The sequence below is a fragment of the Bacteroides caecimuris genome, assembly GCF_001688725.2.
In the GTDB taxonomy this organism is placed as follows: domain Bacteria; phylum Bacteroidota; class Bacteroidia; order Bacteroidales; family Bacteroidaceae; genus Bacteroides; species Bacteroides caecimuris.
Genome location: NZ_CP015401.2, coordinates 3,906,819 through 3,925,188, shown reverse-complemented (window position 1 = coordinate 3,925,188; position 18,370 = coordinate 3,906,819). Strand labels below are relative to the sequence as shown.

The following is an 18,370-nucleotide window of genomic DNA, read 5'->3' as shown; positions in this document are numbered from 1 at the left end:
TAACAATCATAAATATGGAAACAATGGAAAATAACCTTCCTTCCGCTGCTCATCAGGAGAAAGCAAAAAAAATGAAGAAACTTCGTCGCTGGCAGATTGCTATCAGCCTTCTTGGAGTGGCTATTATTATTTGGGGAGTGATTGAAGTGATCTGCCTTTTTTTGAATTATAGCCAGACGGAGACTAGTAACGACGCACAAATAGAACAATATGTGTCTCCTATCAATCTACGTGCTTCAGGTTACATTGACAAAATCTACTTTACAGAACATCAGGAGGTACATAAAGGAGATACTTTGCTGGTACTGGATGATCGTGAATATAAAATTCGCGTAATGGAGGCTGAAGCTGCCTTGAAAGATGCGCAAGCCGGTGCGACCGTCATCAATGCTACACTCAATACCACGCAGACAACAGCATCTGTTTACGATGCGTCTATTGCCGAAATTGAAGTACGGTTGGCGAAACTGGAAAAAGACCGGAAACGATATGAGAACCTCGTGAAACGAAATGCGGCTACTCCTATCCAACTTGAACAGATTGTCACTGATTATGAAGCTACGCGTAAGAAGCTGGAAGCTACGAAAAGGCAGAAAAAAGCAGCTCTTTCCGGTGTAGATGAAGTGTCCTACCGTCGCATGAATACCGAAGCGGCTATTCAAAGAGCAACAGCTGCGCTCGAAATGGCCCGGTTGAATCTTTCCTATACGGTTGTAATAGCTCCTTGTGACGGAAAACTCGGCCGTCGCTCATTAGAGGAAGGACAGTTTATTTCGGCAGGGCAGACCATCACCTATATTCTTCCTGATACCCAGAAATGGATCGTTGCCAATTATAAGGAGACACAAATCGAGAACCTGCATATCGGACAGGAAGTATTTGTCACAGTAGATGCCATTAGCGATAAAGAGTTTAAAGGCAAAGTCACCTCTATATCAGGAGCTACCGGCTCCAAATATTCATTAGTGCCGACCGATAACTCCGCAGGTAACTTTGTGAAGATCCAACAGCGCATCCCCGTACGCATCGACTTCACCGATTTATCGAAAGAAGACAACGAACGATTAGCAGCAGGCATGATGGTAGTAGTGAAAGCCAAACTCTAACCACCGTGCACCTATAATTCATAAATCATAATTCATAAATCAAAGATTAATGCCCTCTTATCCTAAAAATTATCCTTTCTATAGCTGGATGCCCAAACCGTTGGGCATTATCATTCTGTTATTTTTCTTTCTGCCGATTCTTACGGTAGGCGGGGTTTATTCGGTGAATAGCACCGAAATGATGAGCGGGCTTGGCATTATATCCGAGCATATCCAGTTTGCCAACTTTGTTACTTCTATTGGTATGGCAGCCTTTGCTCCTTTCCTATATCAGTTGGTGTGTGTGCGGCGGGAGAAGATGATGTGTATTGTCGGGTTTGCGTTCATGTATATATTCAGTTATATCTGTGCAAAGACAGACAGCGTTTTTCTGCTGGCGCTTTGTAGTCTTTTGACGGGTTTCTTGCGTATGGTACTGATGATGGTCAATCTGTTCACACTCATTTGGTATGCGGGTGGAATGGAAGCTACCCGCAATATTACTCCGGGGTTGGAGCCGAAGGATACTGCCGGTTGGAATAAATTGGACATTGAAAGATGTGTGAGTCAGCCGGCTGTTTATCTGTTTTTTATGATTCTAGGACAGTCGGGCACGGCATTGACGGCTTGGCTGTCCTTTGAATATGAATGGAAATATGTGTATTACTTTATGATGGGGATTCTTCTGATTTCTATTTTGCTTTTGTTGATTACCATGCCGAATTATAAGTTTCCCGGAAGGTTTCCTATTAATTTCCGTAAGTTCGGCAATGTCACTGCATTTTGCATTTCGCTGACTTGTCTTACGTATGTGCTGGTTTATGGAAAAGTGCTCGACTGGTATGATGACGAATCTATCCGTTGGGCGACAGCTGTAAGTATTCTGTTTGCGGGAATTTTTCTATATATGGACGTAACGCGCCGGTCGCCTTATGTTTTGCTGGATGCGTTCAAACTGCGTACTATACGTATGGGAGCATTACTTTACTTATTATTGATGGTGATAAACTCCAGTGCTATGTTTGTCAATGTGTTTGCAGGAGTGGGGATGCATCTCGATAATTTGCAAAATGCTTCATTAGGTAATTGGTGTATGGTAGGTTATGCTATTGGTGCCGTGATTGCTATGGCGTTGGGAGGTAAAGGATTACATTTTAAGTATCTGTTTGCGATGGGATTCTTCTTCCTGTCTTTATCAGCTGTTTTCATGTATTTCGAGGTACAGACAGCAGGAGTTTACGAGCGTCTGAAATATGCAGTTATCATCCGTGCCACAGGCATGATGATTCTGTATGCGCTGACGGCTGCTTATGCCAATCAACGTATGCCTTTTAAATATCTTTCCACCTGGATCTGCATTATGCTTACCGTGCGTATGGTGGTAGGACCGAGTATTGGCGGAGCAATTTATACCAATGTTTTGCAAGAGCGGCAGCAACACTATATAACCCGTTATGCGCAAAATGTGGACCTGCTTAATCCGGATGCTTCCACTTCTTACCTTGGTACGATACAGGGTATGAAATATCAGGGAAAGAGTGAGACGGAAGCCCGTAACATGGCTGCTATAGCTACCAAGGGGCGTATTCAGGTGCAGGCCACGCTCTCTGCACTCAAAGAGATGGCGGGATGGACAATTTATGGTGGATTAATTTGTATGATATTTGTGCTTGTTGTTCCTTATCCTAAACGAAAATTGCTAACTTAGCGTCGTTTTTGATAATGATCTGTTAATATATTAGTATGATGGATAGCGGACAAGAACGTTTATTGCAGTTTGATCGCGATTTGTTAAGTGGGAAAAATATATGTAGCTCCGAAGGGATATTTATAAATTTTCCCCCCTCACTGAAGAAACCTTTCCAAATGAAAGGACTAGGGCTGATTATTTGCCACCAGGGTAATTTCCAGTTTTCGCTTAATCAGAAAAAGCATTTAGCAGAAGCAGGCGAAAGTTTGTTTATTCCCGAAGACGGTGAGTTTCAGGTTTTGCAAGAGTCGGAAGACATGGAGGTGCGGATTTTGATCTATCAGATAGAACCTATCCGGGATATTATGGGGAATCTGGTTGTTTCCATGTATATGTATTCCCGCCTTACTCCCGAAGAACCTTCTTGTGTCTGGTCTACTGGTGAGGAAGAAGAGGTAGTAAAGTATATGTCCTTATTGGACAATGTGTTACAGTCAGAGGAAAATTCATTTAAACTTTATGAACAGAAATTACTTCTACTTGCATTGACGTACAGGATTTGCTCTATTTATAATCGCAAACTCGTCAATGACGGGCAGGAAGTGGGAGGACGCAAAAACGAAGTCTTTATTCATTTGATCCAGTTAATCGAAAAATATTATATGCAGGAACGGGGTGTTGAGTTTTATGCGGATAAATTGTGTTTGTCTCCTAAATATCTTTCTGCCGTTTCTAAAAGTATCTGCGGATATACCGTGCAGGAACTTGTATTCAAAGCTATCATTCGTAAGAGCATCTCATTACTTAAAAATACGCAGAAGGATATTCAGGAGATTTCAAATGCCTTCGGTTTCCCCAATGCTTCCTATTTCGGTACGTTCTTTAAGAAGCAGGTTGGGGTTTCACCGCAGCAATATCGGAAGGATCTTTAAACGTTTATTCTTTTTCACCATAGGCAAGATCGCCTGCATCGCCCAGTCCCGGAACAATGTAAGAATGTTCGTTGATTTCAGGATCAATGGCTGCGCACCAGATTGTTGTCTTGTCTTCAGGAAATACATTCTTTATATGATCGATAGCCTTTTGGCTGGCGATAATCGAAGCAACATGAATTTCGGCAGGGTGTCCTTTAGTCAGCATTGCTTGGTAACTAAGCTCCATACTTCCTCCTGTTGCCAGCATAGGGTCGGTGATAATCAGCGTTTTGTCATCAATGCGGGGAGAAGCGATATATTCTATGTGTATATCGAATTTTAGCGTATCTTTATATTTGCGGTAAGCGGAAACAAACGCATTCTCCGCCCCGTCGAAATAACTGAGAAAACCTTGATGGAAAGGCAGACCGGCACGTAGAATAGTGCTGATTACTAATTGGTTGTCCGGCGTGCTGACCGGAGCGATGCCCAATGGTGTCTGGATGTTCTTTACCGAGTATTGAAACTCTTTACTCATTTCGTAAGCCATGATTTCTCCGATACGCTCGATATTACGGCGGAAACGCAGGCGGTCATTTTGCACTTCTACATTCCTGATTTCGGATATGTACTGGTTTAGAATCGAATTAGTTTGGCCAAAATCAATTACTTTCATATTATTTTTTATTCAGATTTTAATCTTATTTTCACAGCATTGCTAGCATACTGACTTGCAAAGTAAGTGATAATCTTTCAAATTGCAACGTTCAGTTTGCAGATATTGTTAGGAATTTATAAAAGAGATTCAATTAGGGAAAAATTTCTCTAATACCTTCTTCCTTTCCAAAGAAAGTGTTACTTTTGTACCCGGATTTACAAGGGGGTGTTCCCAATCCCCTTCTTAATTAAAGGTGAAAAGAGATAATAAAACAAAATACCAATTTTTAATTAATTCAAAGAAAATGGCAAATTTAGATTTAAGCAAGTACGGTATCACAGGTGTGACCGAGATTTTGCACAATCCGTCTTATGACGTTTTGTTCGCTGAAGAAACAAAACCGAGTCTGGAAGGCTTTGAAAAAGGTCAAGTTACTGAATTAGGCGCTGTGAACGTAATGACAGGTATCTACACCGGTCGTTCTCCTAAAGATAAATTCTTCGTTAAAAATGAAGCTTCTGCTGATTCTGTATGGTGGACTTCCGAAGAATATAAAAACGACAACAAACCATGTTCTGAAGAAGCTTGGGCTGACTTGAAAGCTAAAGCTGTAAAACAACTTTCCGGCAAACGTTTGTTCGTTGTTGATACTTTCTGTGGTGCTAACGAAGCTACTCGTATGAAAGTACGTTTCATCATGGAAGTAGCTTGGCAGGCTCACTTCGTAACTAACATGTTCATTCGCCCGACAGCTGAAGAACTTGCTAACTACGGAGAACCTGATTTCGTATGCTTCAACGCTTCTAAAGCAAAAGTTGACAACTACAAAGAACTGGGCTTGAACTCTGAAACTGCTACAGTATTCAACCTGAAGACTAAAGAACAAGTAATCCTGAATACTTGGTACGGTGGTGAAATGAAGAAAGGTATGTTCTCTATTATGAACTACATGAACCCGCTTCGTGGTATCGCTTCTATGCACTGCTCTGCTAACACTGATATGGAAGGAACTAGCTCTGCTATCTTCTTCGGATTGTCTGGTACAGGTAAGACTACTTTGTCTACTGACCCGAAACGTAAATTGATCGGTGATGACGAACACGGATGGGATAACGAAGGTGTATTCAACTACGAAGGTGGTTGCTACGCTAAGGTTATCAACTTGGATAAAGATAGCGAACCGGATATCTACAATGCTATCAAACGTGACGCTTTACTTGAAAACGTAACTGTTGATGCTAACGGTAAGATTGATTTCACTGACAAGAGCGTGACTGAAAACACTCGTGTTTCTTATCCTATCTATCACATCGAAAACATCGTTAAACCGGTTTCTAAAGGTCCTCACGCAAAACAAGTTATCTTCTTGTCTGCTGATGCATTCGGTGTATTGCCTCCAGTATCTATCCTGAACCCGGAACAGGCTCAATACTACTTCTTGTCTGGATTTACAGCTAAATTGGCTGGTACAGAACGTGGTATCACTGAACCGACTCCGACATTCTCTGCCTGCTTCGGTGCTGCTTTCTTGTCATTGCACCCGACTAAATATGCAGAAGAACTGGTTAAGAAGATGGAGATGACTGGTGCTAAGGCATATTTGGTTAACACAGGTTGGAATGGTACAGGCAAACGTATCTCTATCAAAGATACTCGTGGTATCATCGACGCTATCCTTAGCGGTTCTATCGACAAAGCTCCTACTAAGGTTATTCCTTTCTTCGACTTTGTTGTTCCTACAGAACTTCCGGGTGTTGATCCGAAGATTCTTGACCCGCGCGACACTTACGAATGTGCTTGCAAATGGGAAGAAAAAGCAAAAGATTTGGCTGGACGTTTCATTAAGAACTTCGCTAAATTTACTGGCAACGAAGCTGGTAAGGCTTTGGTTGCTGCTGGTCCGAAACTCTAATTGGAGAATCAGATATAATCTGGAAGGCGGTTCGATTTCGAACCGCCTTTTTTATTGCTATACTGTGTCTTTCTATGAAAAGGAATATTGTCTGTTTTGTTTTTTTTCTATATTTGTCAAAATGGAGTTATTTACTTTTAATGATAGCTATGACGTATCTGGATACAGGCAAACTTTAAAACAGTGAAGGAATGTAACTGCCGGATTGAATATGATGTGGCTGAAGGGCTTATTAGAAAATAAATAGAAAATGTCGGAAAATTAGAAAGTAGGAATGGTATTAGAGTATTTGAAATTGTTCGTGACGTTTGCGAAGATTGGAATGTTTACTATTGGTGGTGGCTATGCCATAGCTACTCTTTTGATTTGGCAGTTTGGACTGTCTCCTATTTATATTGTGTTGGCAGGAATTCTGGGAGGATTGGTATATACGTTGTGGTTGAAAGAAAAAATAATGAATAAAGAGGTATGATATATTTGCAATTACTTTGGGTGTATCTTAAAATAGGTATGTTCGGTTTTGGAGGCGGATATGCGATGCTTTCCCTTATTCAACACGAGATAGTGGATATTCATCATTGGCTGACTCCCCAGCAGTTTACGGATGTGGTGGCGATTTCGCAAATGACTCCAGGGCCGATTGGTATCAATAGTGCTACTTATGTAGGGTATGCGGTAACGCAAAGCGTGTGGGGAGCGGTGCTAGCTACGGTAGCGGTTTGTTTACCTTCTTTTATTCTGGTGTTGCTCATTTCTTATTTCTTTGCGAAGTGTAAGGATAACAAGTATATTAAGGCGGCTATGTCCGGACTGTTACCTATGTCGGTTGCTCTGATTGCTTCGGCTGCATTGCTTATGATGAATAGAGAAAATTTTATGGACTATAAAAGTATCGGTATTTTTGCGGCAGCCTTTTTGGTTACATGGAAATGGAATCTTCACCCTATCCTGTTGATTTGTCTGGCGGGTGTGGTAGGATTGTTGTTGTATTAGTAATGTTTGTAATATTTGCAGGAAAAAATGAAATCCCGGTAAAACACAGCGTTTCACCGGGATTTCTATTATAATATAATGAAAGAATGGTTAGTTCTTGTTGGCACGTTTACGTTCGATTTCGTCCAAAATCACTTTACGCATGCGCATTGCCTTTGGAGTAACTTCCACGTATTCGTCTTCCTTAATATATTCCAATGCTTCTTCAAGTGAGAACTGGATAGGCGGAATCAGACGTACTTTGTCATCCGAACCGGAAGCACGCATATTCGTCAGCTTCTTCGATTTGGTTACGTTGATAACCAAGTCGTTGTCATGAGAGTGCTCGCCTACTACCTGTCCTGCATAGACTTCGTCCTGCGGGAAAATAAAGAACTTACCGCGATCCTGTAATTTGTCGATGGCATAAGCAAAAGCTGTTCCGCTTTCCATAGCAATCATAGAACCATTGGTACGACGTTCAATTTCTCCTTTGTGCGGCTGATATTCTTTGAAACGGTGTGCCATAATGGCTTCACCGGCAGAAGCTGTCAGTACATTGGTACGCAAACCGATGATACCGCGTGAAGGCATGTTGAATTCGAGATTGATGCGTTCGCCTGTATTTTCCATCTTTACCATTTCACCTTTACGGCGGGTAACCATATCAATAATCTTGCTGGAATATTCTTCCGGTACGTTGATGGTCAACTCTTCAATCGGTTCGCATTTCACACCGTCGATTTCTCTGAAGATAACCTGTGGCTGACCTACCTGCAACTCGTATCCTTCGCGGCGCATTGTTTCAATCAATACAGAAAGGTGGAGTACACCACGGCCGGAAACAATCCATTTACCGTCTTCTTCACTCTTTCTTACGCGGAGAGCCAGGTTCTTGTCAAGCTCTTTCATCAAGCGGTCGTGAATGTGGCGTGAAGTCACAAACTTACCGTCCTTACCGAAGAAAGGAGAATCGTTGATAGCAAACAACATACTCATGGTTGGTTCATCAATTGCGATAGGTGGCAGTGCTTCCGGACTTTCGAAATCACAAACTGTATCTCCAATCTCGAATCCGTCAATACCTACCAGCGCGCAGATGTCACCGGAAGAAACCTCATTTGTTTTCACACGGCCTAAACCTTCGAAAACATGGAGTTCTTTAATTTTGCTCTTGAACATATCGCCGTTACGTTTCACAAGCGTTATATTCATACCTTCTTTTAATGTACCACGATGTACGCGACCTACGGCAATACGACCGGTATAAGAAGAATAATCCAGAGAAGTAATCAACATCTGGGGAGTACCTTCCAACTGTTGCGGTGCCGGAATGTTTTCGACGATACAATCCAGTAGCGGAGTGATGCTGTCAGTTTGTTGCTGCCAGTCGGTGCTCATCCAGTTGTTTTTGGCGGAACCATAAATCACGGGGAAGTCCAGCTGATCTTCCGTTGCGTTCAAGCTGAACATCAAGTCGAAAACCATCTCGTAAACTTCTTCCGGGCGGCAGTTAGGTTTATCTACCTTATTAACTACCACAATGGGTTTCAAACCGATTTCGAGCGCCTTTTGCAGTACGAAACGAGTCTGGGGCATCGGACCTTCGAAGGCATCTACCAACAGAATACAGCCATCGGCCATATTCAATACACGTTCTACCTCACCACCGAAGTCGCTGTGTCCCGGAGTATCAATAATATTAATTTTTGTACCGTTGTAATTGATGGATACGTTTTTGGAAAGAATCGTTATACCACGTTCGCGTTCCAAATCGTTGTTATCCAGGATAAGTTCACCACTATTTTGGTTGCTGCGGAATAAATTTCCGGCCAATAGCATCTTGTCAACCAGCGTTGTTTTCCCATGGTCAACATGGGCAATGATTGCAATGTTTCGAATATTTTGCATATAATACCTATTATTTGGCTGCAAAGGTACGAAAATAGGATTAGAAATATGTGCAATGATAGCAATTTTTTCTTGTAAATCGTTGTGTGATATAAGGATAATGCCTATCTTTGCACGCTCAAAAGAATAATTTATCAATTAAAATTCTAAGAATTATGTATTTAGACGCTGCTAAAAAGCAAGAAATCTTCGGAAAGTACGGAAAGTCTAACACTGACACCGGCTCAGCTGAGGCCCAAGTGGCATTGTTTTCCTACCGTATTTCTCACCTGACTGAGCACATGAAGCTCAACAGAAAAGATTATAGTACTGAAAGAGCGTTAACAATGTTGGTAGGTAAGCGTCGTCGCTTACTCGACTACCTGAAAGCAAGAGATATCGAAAGATATCGTGCTATTGTTAAAGAGCTCGGTTTGCGTAAGTAATCTGCTTGCCGCGAAAAGATTTAAAGCCGTTCCTCATGATAGAGGAGCGGCTTTTTTTAGTTTCTTCTTTTTCTTCCTGACAATCGTATTTTCTTCGGTTATAATTGTATTCATCTAAAGATTTTGCTATTTTTGCAGCTTAATTATTATAATTTATCACCTTTGATAACTAAAATGCTTTCAAAATGGATACAAGTAAGATTGTTGGCGAGAAAATTAAAGCCCTCCGCGAAGATAAATCAATAAGCATAGAAGAGTTGGCACAACGTTCAGGATTGGCTATCGAACAGGTTGAACGTATTGAGAATAACATTGATATACCTTCTCTCGCACCGCTGATTAAGATTGCGCGTGTGTTGGGAGTACGTTTGGGTACTTTCCTTGATGATCAGGATGAAGTGGGACCGGTAGTATGCCGTAAGAAAGAAGCCAAGGATGCGATCAGTTTTTCCAATAATGCGATTCATTCTCGCAAACACATGGAATATCATTCACTGTCCAAGTCGAAGGCGGACCGTCACATGGAACCGTTTATAATTGATGTGATGCCGACAGAAGATACTGACTTCGTGCTTTCTTCTCATGAAGGAGAGGAGTTTATCATGGTTATGGAAGGTATCATGGAAATCAGCTATGGTAAAAATACCTATCTGCTGGAAGAAGGTGATAGCATTTATTATGATTCCATTGTACCTCATCATGTACATGCTTATGAGGGACAGGCTGCAAAAATCCTGGCAGTAATTTACACACCGATTTGAGTTAAGTATTAAATATCAAGTATTAAATATCAAGTATTAAGTATTAAGTATAGAAAGAACTCCATGCAATTATTTGACCGTACTTTGGGACAGTGGCTGGAACACTGGGCTGAAGAGACTCCTGATAAAGAATATATTGTATATTCCGACCGTAATCTCCGTTTTACCTGGAGCCAGTTTAATCGTCGTGTGGATGATATGGCAAAAGGGCTTATCGCCATCGGTGTGGAGCGAGGTACGCATGTCGGTATCTGGGCTGCTAATGTGCCCGACTGGCTGACATTGCTATATGCCTGTGCCAAGATTGGGGCGGTATATGTTACTGTAAATACGAACTATAAGCAATCCGAACTGGAATATCTTTGCCAGAACTCGGATATGCATACTCTCTGTATCGTGAATGGTGAGAAGGACAGCGACTTCGTACAGATGACCTACACAATGCTGCCCGAGTTGAAAACTTGCGAACGCGGACATTTAAAGAGTGAGCGTTTTCCGTACATGAAGAATGTAGTGTATGTGGGGCAGGAAAAACATCGTGGAATGTATAACACGGCTGAGATTCTGTTGCTGGGGGATAATGTGGCTGATGATCGTTTGAACAAACTCAAGAGCAAGGTTAGCTGCCATGATGTGGTAAATATGCAATATACGTCAGGGACTACCGGTTTTCCGAAAGGAGTGATGCTGACGCATTATAATATTTCCAATAACGGTTTTCTGACCGGTGAGCACATGAAGTTTACGGCGGATGACAAACTCTGCTGTTGCGTCCCGTTGTTCCATTGTTTTGGAGTTGTACTGGCTACCATGAACTGTCTGACCCATGGTTGTACACAAGTGATGGTTGAGCGTTTTGACCCGTTGGTTGTGTTGGCTTCTATTCATAAAGAACGTTGTACGGCTCTTTACGGAGTGCCGACTATGTTTATTGCCGAATTGCATCATCCGATGTTCGATCTCTTTGATATGTCTTGTCTTCGTACAGGTATTATGGCAGGTTCGCTGTGTCCTGTCGAACTGATGAAGCAGGTAGAAGAGAAAATGTATATGAAGGTGACCAGCGTCTACGGATTGACAGAGGCTGCTCCGGGTATGACGGCCACCCGTATTGACGACCCGTTCGATGTACGTTGCAATACGGTAGGTCGTGATTTTGAATTTACGGAAGTGAAGGTGCTCGATCCGGAAACAGGCGAGGAGTGTCCGGTCGGCGTACAAGGTGAGATGTGCAATCGTGGCTATAACACGATGAAGGGATATTATAAGAATCCCGAAGCAACCGCCGAGGTGCTTGATGCCAACAACTTCCTGCATTCCGGCGACCTGGGTATAAAAGATGAAGATGGAAACTACCGGATTACCGGACGAATCAAAGATATGATTATTCGCGGTGGAGAAAATATTTATCCACGTGAAATCGAAGAGTTCCTTTATAAACTTGACGGAGTGAAAGATGTTCAGGTAGCGGGTATCCCTTCAAAAAAATACGGTGAGGCTGTCGGGGCGTTTATCATCTTGCAGGAAGGTGTGACGATGCAGGCGGAGGACGTGCGCGACTTCTGTAGAAATAAAATATCCCGCTATAAAATACCAAAATATATCTTCTTTGTGAACGAATTCCCGATGACGGGCAGTGGAAAGATTCAAAAGTTCAGACTGAAAGACCTGGGGCTGCAACTTTGCAAAGAGCAGGGGATAGAGATTATCTAAACATATACGAGTGAGGAGTTAAGATACACAAAGTTTTATTCGATTATAAAAACAGAGAACGGTGAACAAACAGCATAATTGCTTGCAGTGCGTTCACCGTTTACTTTTTGTATGATTATTTAATCTGAGCTTGAGCTGTTCCGCTCGGCCTTTGATTCAATCCATTAAATAAAATCATCACCCAATTGTATTTGGGCATCATTTACATATTTGCGGATGGCGTGTTCTTCGTCTTTGCGGCAAATCAGCAGGACGTTGTCCGATTCGGCTATCAAATATCCTTCCAGTCCGTCAATCACCGCCAGTTTTCCTTTCGGAAGCACCACCATATTATCCTTACTATTATAGATAAGTGAATGGCATTTCAGGGTAACATTACCCTCCGAATCTCTTTCCGACAAATCATAAAGCGACCCCCATGTTCCAAGGTCAGACCAGCCGAAATCTCCTAAAGATACATATACATTATTCGCTTTCTCCATGATGCCTATGTCGATGGATACATTGGGACATGCAGGGAAATTTTCCTCAATAAATGCTTTTTCCTCGTCAGTAGTATAAATATCTCTTCCCGGTGCCAGCTTGGAAGCCAATTCCGGTAGTAATTCTTCGTTTGCTTTAATGATAGAATTTACATTCCACATAAACAATCCGGAGTTCCAGTAAAATTCTCCGCTCTCCACAAATACTTTGGCTAATTCCAGTTCCGGTTTTTCGGTGAATGTTTTTACTTTGTAGAAGTTATCTCCAGCAGGTTCGTCGATTTGTATATATCCGTATCCGGTTTCGGGGCGGTTGGGCTTGATTCCTAATGTCAGCAGTTTCTCTGAGCGTGAAACAAAATCCAGTCCTTTTTCAATAGCGGCAAGAAATTCATCCTCTTTTAAAATCAGGTGATCCGAGGGAGCGACTACGATATTGGCGTTTGGATTCAGTGCCCTGATATGATAGGAAGCCCATGCGATACATGGGGCGGTATTTCTTCTAGCCGGTTCCAGTAAAATCTGATCTTCGCTCACTTCCGGCAACTGCTCCTTCACTAAGTCTGCATACATTGCATTGGTAACGATAAGAATATTTTCTGTTGGAACAACCTTTTGGAAGCGGTCAAAAGTCTGCTGTAAGAGTGAGCGACCGGTTCCGAAGAAATCTAAAAATTGTTTGGGCAATGTTTTGCGGCTGAACGGCCAAAAGCGGCTGCCAATGCCGCCACCCATAATCACGCAATAATTATCCTTGTTTGTCATGACAGTGACTCTATTTTAAAGTTTCTGCTAATGTACGGTTTATTCTCTGAATAGAGAAGTGTTTAAGCCATGTTTTATTATTTTTTTCTCCTTTTTTTTGCCAAACTATTGTGGAATCAAAATAATGTTGTATCTTTGCACCGCAATTGAGAAATCAAGTATGCGCCCAGATGGCGGAATCGGTAGACGCGCTGGTCTCAAACACCAGTGGATTCACTTCCATCCCGGTTCGACCCCGGGTCTGGGTACGAATAAACCCTGATAATCACCTGATTGTCAGGGTTTTCTGCTTTTATAGGGCGTACTAAATGTGTACTGAATGACGAATACAAAGAAAAGGTGTACTTTTATAATTTTTCTCCCTGTATCTTTATAATTTCTTAACTCTTATCCTGTCTTTTCTTCCTTATTATTGCCGATGTTTTCGGGAAAAGTGAGATTCTTACCTTATATTTGTAGTAAGAACGTTTAAAGGCACACGATTATGGAAAATCATATAGAAACCAATTTCAGAGGAATACAGAAGATATTAGATAGTTGTATAGCTCATGACTATAAAAACTCGTTGGTTGAATTAAAGTTTTAAATATCTACAAATGAAAAAGTTGCACAATTCACAGATTATTAGTAAATTAGTGGTGACCAAACTACTAAGTACTATTGCACTGCTTATGCGCAACTTCATAGCAAATTTCGTCAGAATCCTCGGAATATGCAAGGATTTCGCTGGAAATCGTGTTAATGAACTCGGAAACGTCCCAAGATGTGGCGTTGTCCCCAAGTTCTCGGACCTCGAAGTAATTGCTCTCGGCATAACCGCCGAAGCCTTCGGATTCGACAGCGAGAATCTTCTTTTTCATCGATTGCATAATGAGTGTAAGGAGGATTTTCCAAACCTGATCAGTCGGAGACAGTTCAATGCCCGACGTAAGTTTACAGCACGACTTGCAGAAGAAATCCGCAAGGATGTAGCCGGAGCCATTGATGGATCCGAAGATGTGTTCTGCATTGATTCCAAACCTGTAAAGGTATGCCAGAACGCACGGGCGAAACGATGCACCATGGGACAAGACAATCCCGATGCGGCTCCTGACTGGGGATACTGCGCTTCGCAAGGCTTGCATTACTATGGATATAAGCTCCATGCAGTCTGCGGAATACGTGGTGTTATCCATTCCTTTGACATGACTGCCGCAAGCGTCCATGACCTTCATTATCTCAAGGACGTACGCTGGGAATATCATGATTGCATGATGCTTGGAGACAAAGGCTATCTCAGTGCTGAGATTCAGAAGAATCTCTTTGAGGCAGCAAATATCACTCTTGAAGTTCCATATCGGCTTAATCAGAAAAACTGGCGTCCGCCCACATGGGCATACAAGAGGTTCCGTAAACGTATCGAAACGATATTTTCTCAACTCAACGACAATCTTATGATGATACGAAACTACGCAAAGCAATCCTGCGGTCTTTTCACCCGAATGGCAGGCAAAATCGCTGCAATGACGTTCATGCAATATGTCAATTTCGTTAATCATCGTCCGATTGGGCAGATAAAATATTCTCTAATTTAATTCAACCAACAGGTTATAAAACTAAAATAGATGCACTATTTTTAAAACGTGAATATTTGACGCAAGCTCAGCTAAAGGATTATTTGCGGCAAGAAATTTTCCGTGTGACTGAAAATATTGTAGCCATCCAACAAAAATACCGTGTCGTGCGTAACATTGTATTGGATATGGATATTCCCGATTTTTTGTGGGAAAGCGGTTATTTTGAGGACTTGAATTCTGATGAAAGAAAAAAGTATATCGGTTTCCGCTGCTCTGATTTTGATATGGATGCATATTTGCATGAACCGTCCTGTTATGATGGGCGGCTTCCTTATTTGTCCATTATCGTTAATCTTGTCGTGCTTTCCAAATATTTGCGCTATCTGCAAGAACAGGAAAGCAATTACCATACAGATGCGGTTGCCATCCAAGAGCAAGCCTTGCCAAAAGAGAAAGAGGAAAGTGCAGATACTAATCCAACCAAGATTGTGGGCAAAAGCAATCCTTTCAAGTCCACGTTGAAAGCTAATGAAATCAAACTTCTGACCGACTGTGTGAATGAAGCGAATATGTTTACTACTACCGTCAGTGCCAAAATACTTACCGATTTTTTCAACTGCAAACTGAATGGGGTATTGAAAGTTAATAATACCCGTCTGTTAGCCTATCTTATGATGCAACTTAGCTGTTATAATTACATCGTTTATGAATGGCAGTCTGTCATAGCAAACAATAAGCTGATATTGAAGAAGATAAAAGGTGAACCGCTTACACGTACTGACCTGTCGAGTGCGACAGACCAAGCGAAAAACATCTATCCGAAAGGATATGAAATCATAGACAAATACATCAAACAACTGCAAAAAGGTTGAGCATAGATTGAACGCTCAAACAAAGGTCAATTAGACTTCATTTTCAAGCTCTTAACTTTGCCCTCGTTAACAAAAAAACGAGGGTGCGCACCTTCATATTGTTTCACCTAAATTCCTAAACAATATGGAAAAAAATTTAGAGTTAAGAGTTTCCGAACTCGAAAAGATGTTGTTCCTTTCAAAGAACGTGCTTAGCTTCGATGAAGCGAGCAAGTTCTTGAACCTTTCTAAAAGTTACCTGTACAAGCTGACTTCGGGTAACTTGATACCCCATTACAAGCCGCAGGGCAAAATGCTTTATTTTGAGAAAGCGGAGTTGGAAGCATGGTTGCGTCAGAATCCGGTCAAGACGCAGGCGCAGATAGAGCAGGAAGCGCAGAAGTATATCCTTAACCGTCCTCTAAAGAAATAACGGCTATGGAAAATAGAAAAGCGACAGAAGCCGGGCAGGACATCACCATGCAGAAAGAGGATTTCGCAGCCCTTTGGAAAACCATTCATCTAAAGGTGACGGACACTTACGAAGTACCGCCCGAAATACTTTGGGTGAACGGCTCTACCATTGGCACGCTGGGTAATTTCAGCGCATCCACGGGTAAAGCCAAGAGCAAAAAGACATTCAACATTTCCGCTATCGTTGCGGCAGCGTTGAAGAATGACGAGGTACTGAAGTATTCGGCATACCTGCCACCGAACAAACGGAAAATCCTCTATGTAGATACCGAGCAGAGCAAATACCATTGCCACAAGGTCATGGAGCGTATTTTGCGGCTTGCCGGACTGCCTACCGACAAGGACAGGGACGATTTTGTTTTCATCGTGCTAAGGGAGCAGACACCCGACAAGCGGAAACAGATTATCGGTTATATGCTTGAAAATATGCCCGATGTGGGGTTGCTCATCATTGACGGAATCCGTGACTTGATGTATGACATCAACAGCCCCAGCGAATCGACTGACCTAATCAACCTCTTGATGCGCTGGTCAAGCGGATATAACCTGCATATCCATACCGTACTGCATTTGAACAAGGGGGATGACAACACAAGGGGGCATATCGGTACGGAACTGAACAACAAGGCTGAAACCGTCCTGCAAATCACGAAAAGCCAGCAGGACGGCAACATAAGCGAGGTAAAGGCGATGCACATACGTGACCGGGAATTTGACCCGTTCGCATTCCGTATCAATGACAACGCTTTACCCGAAATCGTGGATGATTATGTATTCCAACAACCTAAGCAGGACAGGAATTTTCCGCTTACGGAACTGACTGAACAGCAACACCGGGAAGCGTTGGAGAACGGTTTCGGCAAGCAGGTGGTACAAGGCTATTCTAATGTCATAGCGGCATTGAAACAGGGTTATGCGAGTATCGGCTACGAGCGTGGACGCAATGTTCTTGTGTCACTTAACAAGTTTCTTGTGAACAAGCGCATGATTGTGAAAGAGGGCAAGGGTTACCGCTATAATCCCGATTTCCATTATTAAAAGTCAGTTTGGTTTAGTCCGGGTGTATATACAAGAGGAATGGACTTACTATTTCCCTGTATCGGAACAGGCAGGTTTAGTATGGTACGGGTATATATATAACGGACTAAACAGGACTGGTGCACTTTTCAACTATTTTTTAGTCCCCAAAAAAGAAAATGTTATGAATATCGAAGATGTGAAACAAATACCCATCGCAGACTATCTGCACAGTTTAGGCTACTCTCCTGTCAAGCAGCAGGGCAACGGCTTATGGTACAAATCACCGTTAAGGGAGGAACACGAACCGTCTTTCAAGGTGAACACTGACCGCAACCTTTGGTATGACTTTGGCGCAGGCAAGGGCGGCAACATCATCGCACTGGCAAAGGAACTCTATTACTCCGACAGCCTGCCATACCTGTTAAACCGGATAGCGGAACAGACACCGCACGTCCGCCCGGTCAGTTTTTCTTTTCTCCAGCGTAGGACGGAACCGAGTTTCCAACATTTGGAAGTCCGTGACTTGACCCATCCGGCATTGCTCCGTTACTTGCAGGGACGGGGTATCAATATCGAACTGGCAAAAAGAGAATGTAAGGAACTCCATTTTACCAATAACGGCAGACCGTTCTTTGCTATCGGTTTCCCGAACATGGCAGGAGGTTACGAGGTTCGCAATTCCTTTTTCAAAGGCTGCATCGCCCCGAAAGACATCACCCATATACGGCAGCAGGGAGAGCCGAGAGAGAAGTGTTTGGTATTCGAGGGTTTTATGGACTATCTTTCTTTCCTCACGCTCCGGATGAAGAACTGCCCGACCATGCCCGACCTTGACAGGCAGGATTATGTCATACTCAACTCTACTGTCAATGTGCCGAAAGCTATTGACGTGCTGTACCCGTATGAACGCATCCACTGTATGCTTGACAATGACAAGGCAGGATATGAAGCGACACGGGCTATCGAATTGGAATACTCCTACTGTGTGCGTGACTTCTCGGGCAATTACAGGGGGTATTCGGACTTGAACGATTACCTGTGCGGCAGGAAGCAGGAACAGAAGAACAGCACCAGCCAAGCGCAGGAGATAAAGCAGGAAACCGGACAACGTGCCGCCCCAAGACAGAAAAGGGGCAGGGGCATTTAGTCCGGCAGGATTACCAGCGACAGGCGGTTTAATT

General features: G+C 42.6%; 15 protein-coding genes, 1 tRNA gene and 2 pseudogenes. 15 read left to right on the top strand and 3 right to left on the bottom strand.

Translation table 11 applies throughout. The features are described from left to right. Positions 1-14 precede the first annotated feature (14 nt). The 3 genes from A4V03_RS17140 to A4V03_RS17130 are packed head-to-tail and all read left to right on the top strand — an operon-like array spanning position 15 to position 3,707. A complete protein-coding gene (locus tag A4V03_RS17140; RefSeq protein ID WP_065539713.1) occupies positions 15-1,106 on the top strand; it encodes an HlyD family secretion protein in 1,092 nt (363 codons plus the stop codon). A gap of 49 nt (positions 1,107-1,155) precedes the next feature. Continuing rightward, positions 1,156-2,793 carry an efflux MFS transporter permease gene (locus A4V03_RS17135; RefSeq protein WP_065539712.1) on the top strand — a complete coding sequence of 546 codons (1,638 nt, stop codon included), beginning with the start codon at positions 1,156-1,158 and terminating at the stop codon, positions 2,791-2,793. Positions 2,794-2,831: 38 nt separating this feature from the next. Next, positions 2,832-3,707 (top strand): helix-turn-helix domain-containing protein, encoded by an 876-nt coding sequence (locus tag A4V03_RS17130; RefSeq protein WP_065540486.1) that lies wholly within the window; start codon positions 2,832-2,834, stop codon positions 3,705-3,707. 4 nt (positions 3,708-3,711) lie between these two features. Here the strand turns inward: A4V03_RS17130 and upp are convergent, their stop codons facing one another. Beyond that, complete coding sequence (gene upp / locus A4V03_RS17125) at positions 3,712-4,365, bottom strand: uracil phosphoribosyltransferase (protein WP_024987958.1); 654 nt, start codon at positions 4,363-4,365, stop codon at positions 3,712-3,714. A 286-nt stretch (positions 4,366-4,651) separates the two neighbouring features. On the opposite strand from upp, the gene pckA reads away from it, so the two are divergent. The 3 genes and pseudogenes from pckA (at position 4,652) to A4V03_RS17110 (ending at position 7,252) form a co-directional block, all read left to right on the top strand. Next, positions 4,652-6,259: a phosphoenolpyruvate carboxykinase (ATP) gene (pckA, locus tag A4V03_RS17120; RefSeq protein ID WP_065539711.1), complete on the top strand. Its 1,608-nt coding sequence runs from the start codon at positions 4,652-4,654 to the stop codon at positions 6,257-6,259. A gap of 346 nt (positions 6,260-6,605) precedes the next feature. Further along, positions 6,606-6,731: pseudogene (locus tag A4V03_RS21725) on the top strand (chromate transporter); the annotation flags it as partial. Beyond that, the gene (locus A4V03_RS17110) at positions 6,728-7,252 is read left to right on the top strand and encodes a chromate transporter (protein ID WP_004317547.1); all 525 of its coding nucleotides are present in this window, start codon (positions 6,728-6,730) and stop codon (positions 7,250-7,252) included. The pseudogene A4V03_RS21725 and the gene A4V03_RS17110, both read left to right, overlap by 4 nt. Positions 7,253-7,342: 90 nt before the next feature. Here the strand turns inward: A4V03_RS17110 and typA are convergent, their stop codons facing one another. Further along, positions 7,343-9,142 (bottom strand): translational GTPase TypA, encoded by a 1,800-nt coding sequence (gene typA, locus A4V03_RS17105; RefSeq protein WP_004317549.1) that lies wholly within the window; start codon positions 9,140-9,142, stop codon positions 7,343-7,345. Positions 9,143-9,297: 155 nt separating this feature from the next. Here typA and rpsO point away from each other — a divergent pair, with 155 nt between their 5' ends. The 3 genes from rpsO (at position 9,298) to A4V03_RS17090 (ending at position 12,041) form a co-directional block, all read left to right on the top strand. Then, complete coding sequence (rpsO, locus tag A4V03_RS17100; RefSeq protein ID WP_004296393.1) at positions 9,298-9,567, top strand: 30S ribosomal protein S15; 270 nt, start codon at positions 9,298-9,300, stop codon at positions 9,565-9,567. 185 nt (positions 9,568-9,752) lie between these two features. Further along, positions 9,753-10,328 carry a helix-turn-helix domain-containing protein gene (locus A4V03_RS17095; RefSeq protein ID WP_065539709.1) on the top strand — a complete coding sequence of 192 codons (576 nt, stop codon included), beginning with the start codon at positions 9,753-9,755 and terminating at the stop codon, positions 10,326-10,328. A 63-nt stretch (positions 10,329-10,391) separates the two neighbouring features. After that, on the top strand, positions 10,392-12,041 hold the full coding sequence (locus A4V03_RS17090) for an AMP-binding protein (protein ID WP_065539708.1): 1,650 nt from the start codon (positions 10,392-10,394) through the stop codon (positions 12,039-12,041). Between the two features lie 164 nt (positions 12,042-12,205). On the opposite strand, the gene A4V03_RS17085 is transcribed toward A4V03_RS17090, so the two are convergent. Then, on the bottom strand, positions 12,206-13,288 hold the full coding sequence (locus A4V03_RS17085; protein ID WP_065539707.1) for a mannose-1-phosphate guanylyltransferase: 1,083 nt from the start codon (positions 13,286-13,288) through the stop codon (positions 12,206-12,208). A 164-nt stretch (positions 13,289-13,452) separates the two neighbouring features. On the opposite strand from A4V03_RS17085, the gene A4V03_RS17080 reads away from it, so the two are divergent. The 6 genes and pseudogenes from A4V03_RS17080 to A4V03_RS17055 all read left to right on the top strand — a co-directional run bounded on the left by A4V03_RS17080 (position 13,453) and on the right by A4V03_RS17055 (position 18,336). Next, positions 13,453-13,536, top strand: a tRNA-Leu gene (locus A4V03_RS17080). Between the two features lie 348 nt (positions 13,537-13,884). Next, positions 13,885-14,862 carry an IS982 family transposase gene (locus A4V03_RS17075; RefSeq protein WP_065537559.1) on the top strand — a complete coding sequence of 326 codons (978 nt, stop codon included), beginning with the start codon at positions 13,885-13,887 and terminating at the stop codon, positions 14,860-14,862. An 11-nt stretch (positions 14,863-14,873) separates the two neighbouring features. Beyond that, a pseudogene (locus tag A4V03_RS17070) lies at positions 14,874-15,716 on the top strand (hypothetical protein); the annotation flags it as partial. Between the two features lie 124 nt (positions 15,717-15,840). Continuing rightward, the gene (locus A4V03_RS17065; RefSeq protein WP_005944327.1) at positions 15,841-16,128 is read left to right on the top strand and encodes a helix-turn-helix domain-containing protein; all 288 of its coding nucleotides are present in this window, start codon (positions 15,841-15,843) and stop codon (positions 16,126-16,128) included. Between the two features lie 5 nt (positions 16,129-16,133). Then, the gene (locus A4V03_RS17060; RefSeq protein ID WP_057098942.1) at positions 16,134-17,207 is read left to right on the top strand and encodes an AAA family ATPase; all 1,074 of its coding nucleotides are present in this window, start codon (positions 16,134-16,136) and stop codon (positions 17,205-17,207) included. A gap of 163 nt (positions 17,208-17,370) precedes the next feature. Continuing rightward, positions 17,371-18,336 (top strand): toprim domain-containing protein, encoded by a 966-nt coding sequence (locus A4V03_RS17055; RefSeq protein WP_065540485.1) that lies wholly within the window; start codon positions 17,371-17,373, stop codon positions 18,334-18,336. The last annotated feature ends 34 nt before the right edge of the window (positions 18,337-18,370 follow it).

Coding starts and splice junctions, on each gene's coding strand:
- typA (WP_004317549.1), bottom strand. CDS start 9,142: ATGCAAAATATTCGAAACATTGCAATCATTGCCCATGTTGACCATGGG.
- A4V03_RS17075 (WP_065537559.1), top strand. CDS start 13,885: ATGAAAAAGTTGCACAATTCACAGATTATTAGTAAATTAGTGGTGACC.
- A4V03_RS17110 (WP_004317547.1), top strand. CDS start 6,728: ATGATATATTTGCAATTACTTTGGGTGTATCTTAAAATAGGTATGTTC.
- A4V03_RS17095 (WP_065539709.1), top strand. CDS start 9,753: ATGGATACAAGTAAGATTGTTGGCGAGAAAATTAAAGCCCTCCGCGAA.
- A4V03_RS17140 (WP_065539713.1), top strand. CDS start 15: ATGGAAACAATGGAAAATAACCTTCCTTCCGCTGCTCATCAGGAGAAA.
- A4V03_RS17085 (WP_065539707.1), bottom strand. CDS start 13,288: ATGACAAACAAGGATAATTATTGCGTGATTATGGGTGGCGGCATTGGC.
- A4V03_RS17090 (WP_065539708.1), top strand. CDS start 10,392: ATGCAATTATTTGACCGTACTTTGGGACAGTGGCTGGAACACTGGGCT.
- upp (WP_024987958.1), bottom strand. CDS start 4,365: ATGAAAGTAATTGATTTTGGCCAAACTAATTCGATTCTAAACCAGTAC.
- A4V03_RS17130 (WP_065540486.1), top strand. CDS start 2,832: ATGGATAGCGGACAAGAACGTTTATTGCAGTTTGATCGCGATTTGTTA.
- A4V03_RS17060 (WP_057098942.1), top strand. CDS start 16,134: ATGGAAAATAGAAAAGCGACAGAAGCCGGGCAGGACATCACCATGCAG.
- A4V03_RS17055 (WP_065540485.1), top strand. CDS start 17,371: ATGAATATCGAAGATGTGAAACAAATACCCATCGCAGACTATCTGCAC.
- pckA (WP_065539711.1), top strand. CDS start 4,652: ATGGCAAATTTAGATTTAAGCAAGTACGGTATCACAGGTGTGACCGAG.
- rpsO (WP_004296393.1), top strand. CDS start 9,298: ATGTATTTAGACGCTGCTAAAAAGCAAGAAATCTTCGGAAAGTACGGA.
- A4V03_RS17065 (WP_005944327.1), top strand. CDS start 15,841: ATGGAAAAAAATTTAGAGTTAAGAGTTTCCGAACTCGAAAAGATGTTG.
- A4V03_RS17135 (WP_065539712.1), top strand. CDS start 1,156: ATGCCCTCTTATCCTAAAAATTATCCTTTCTATAGCTGGATGCCCAAA.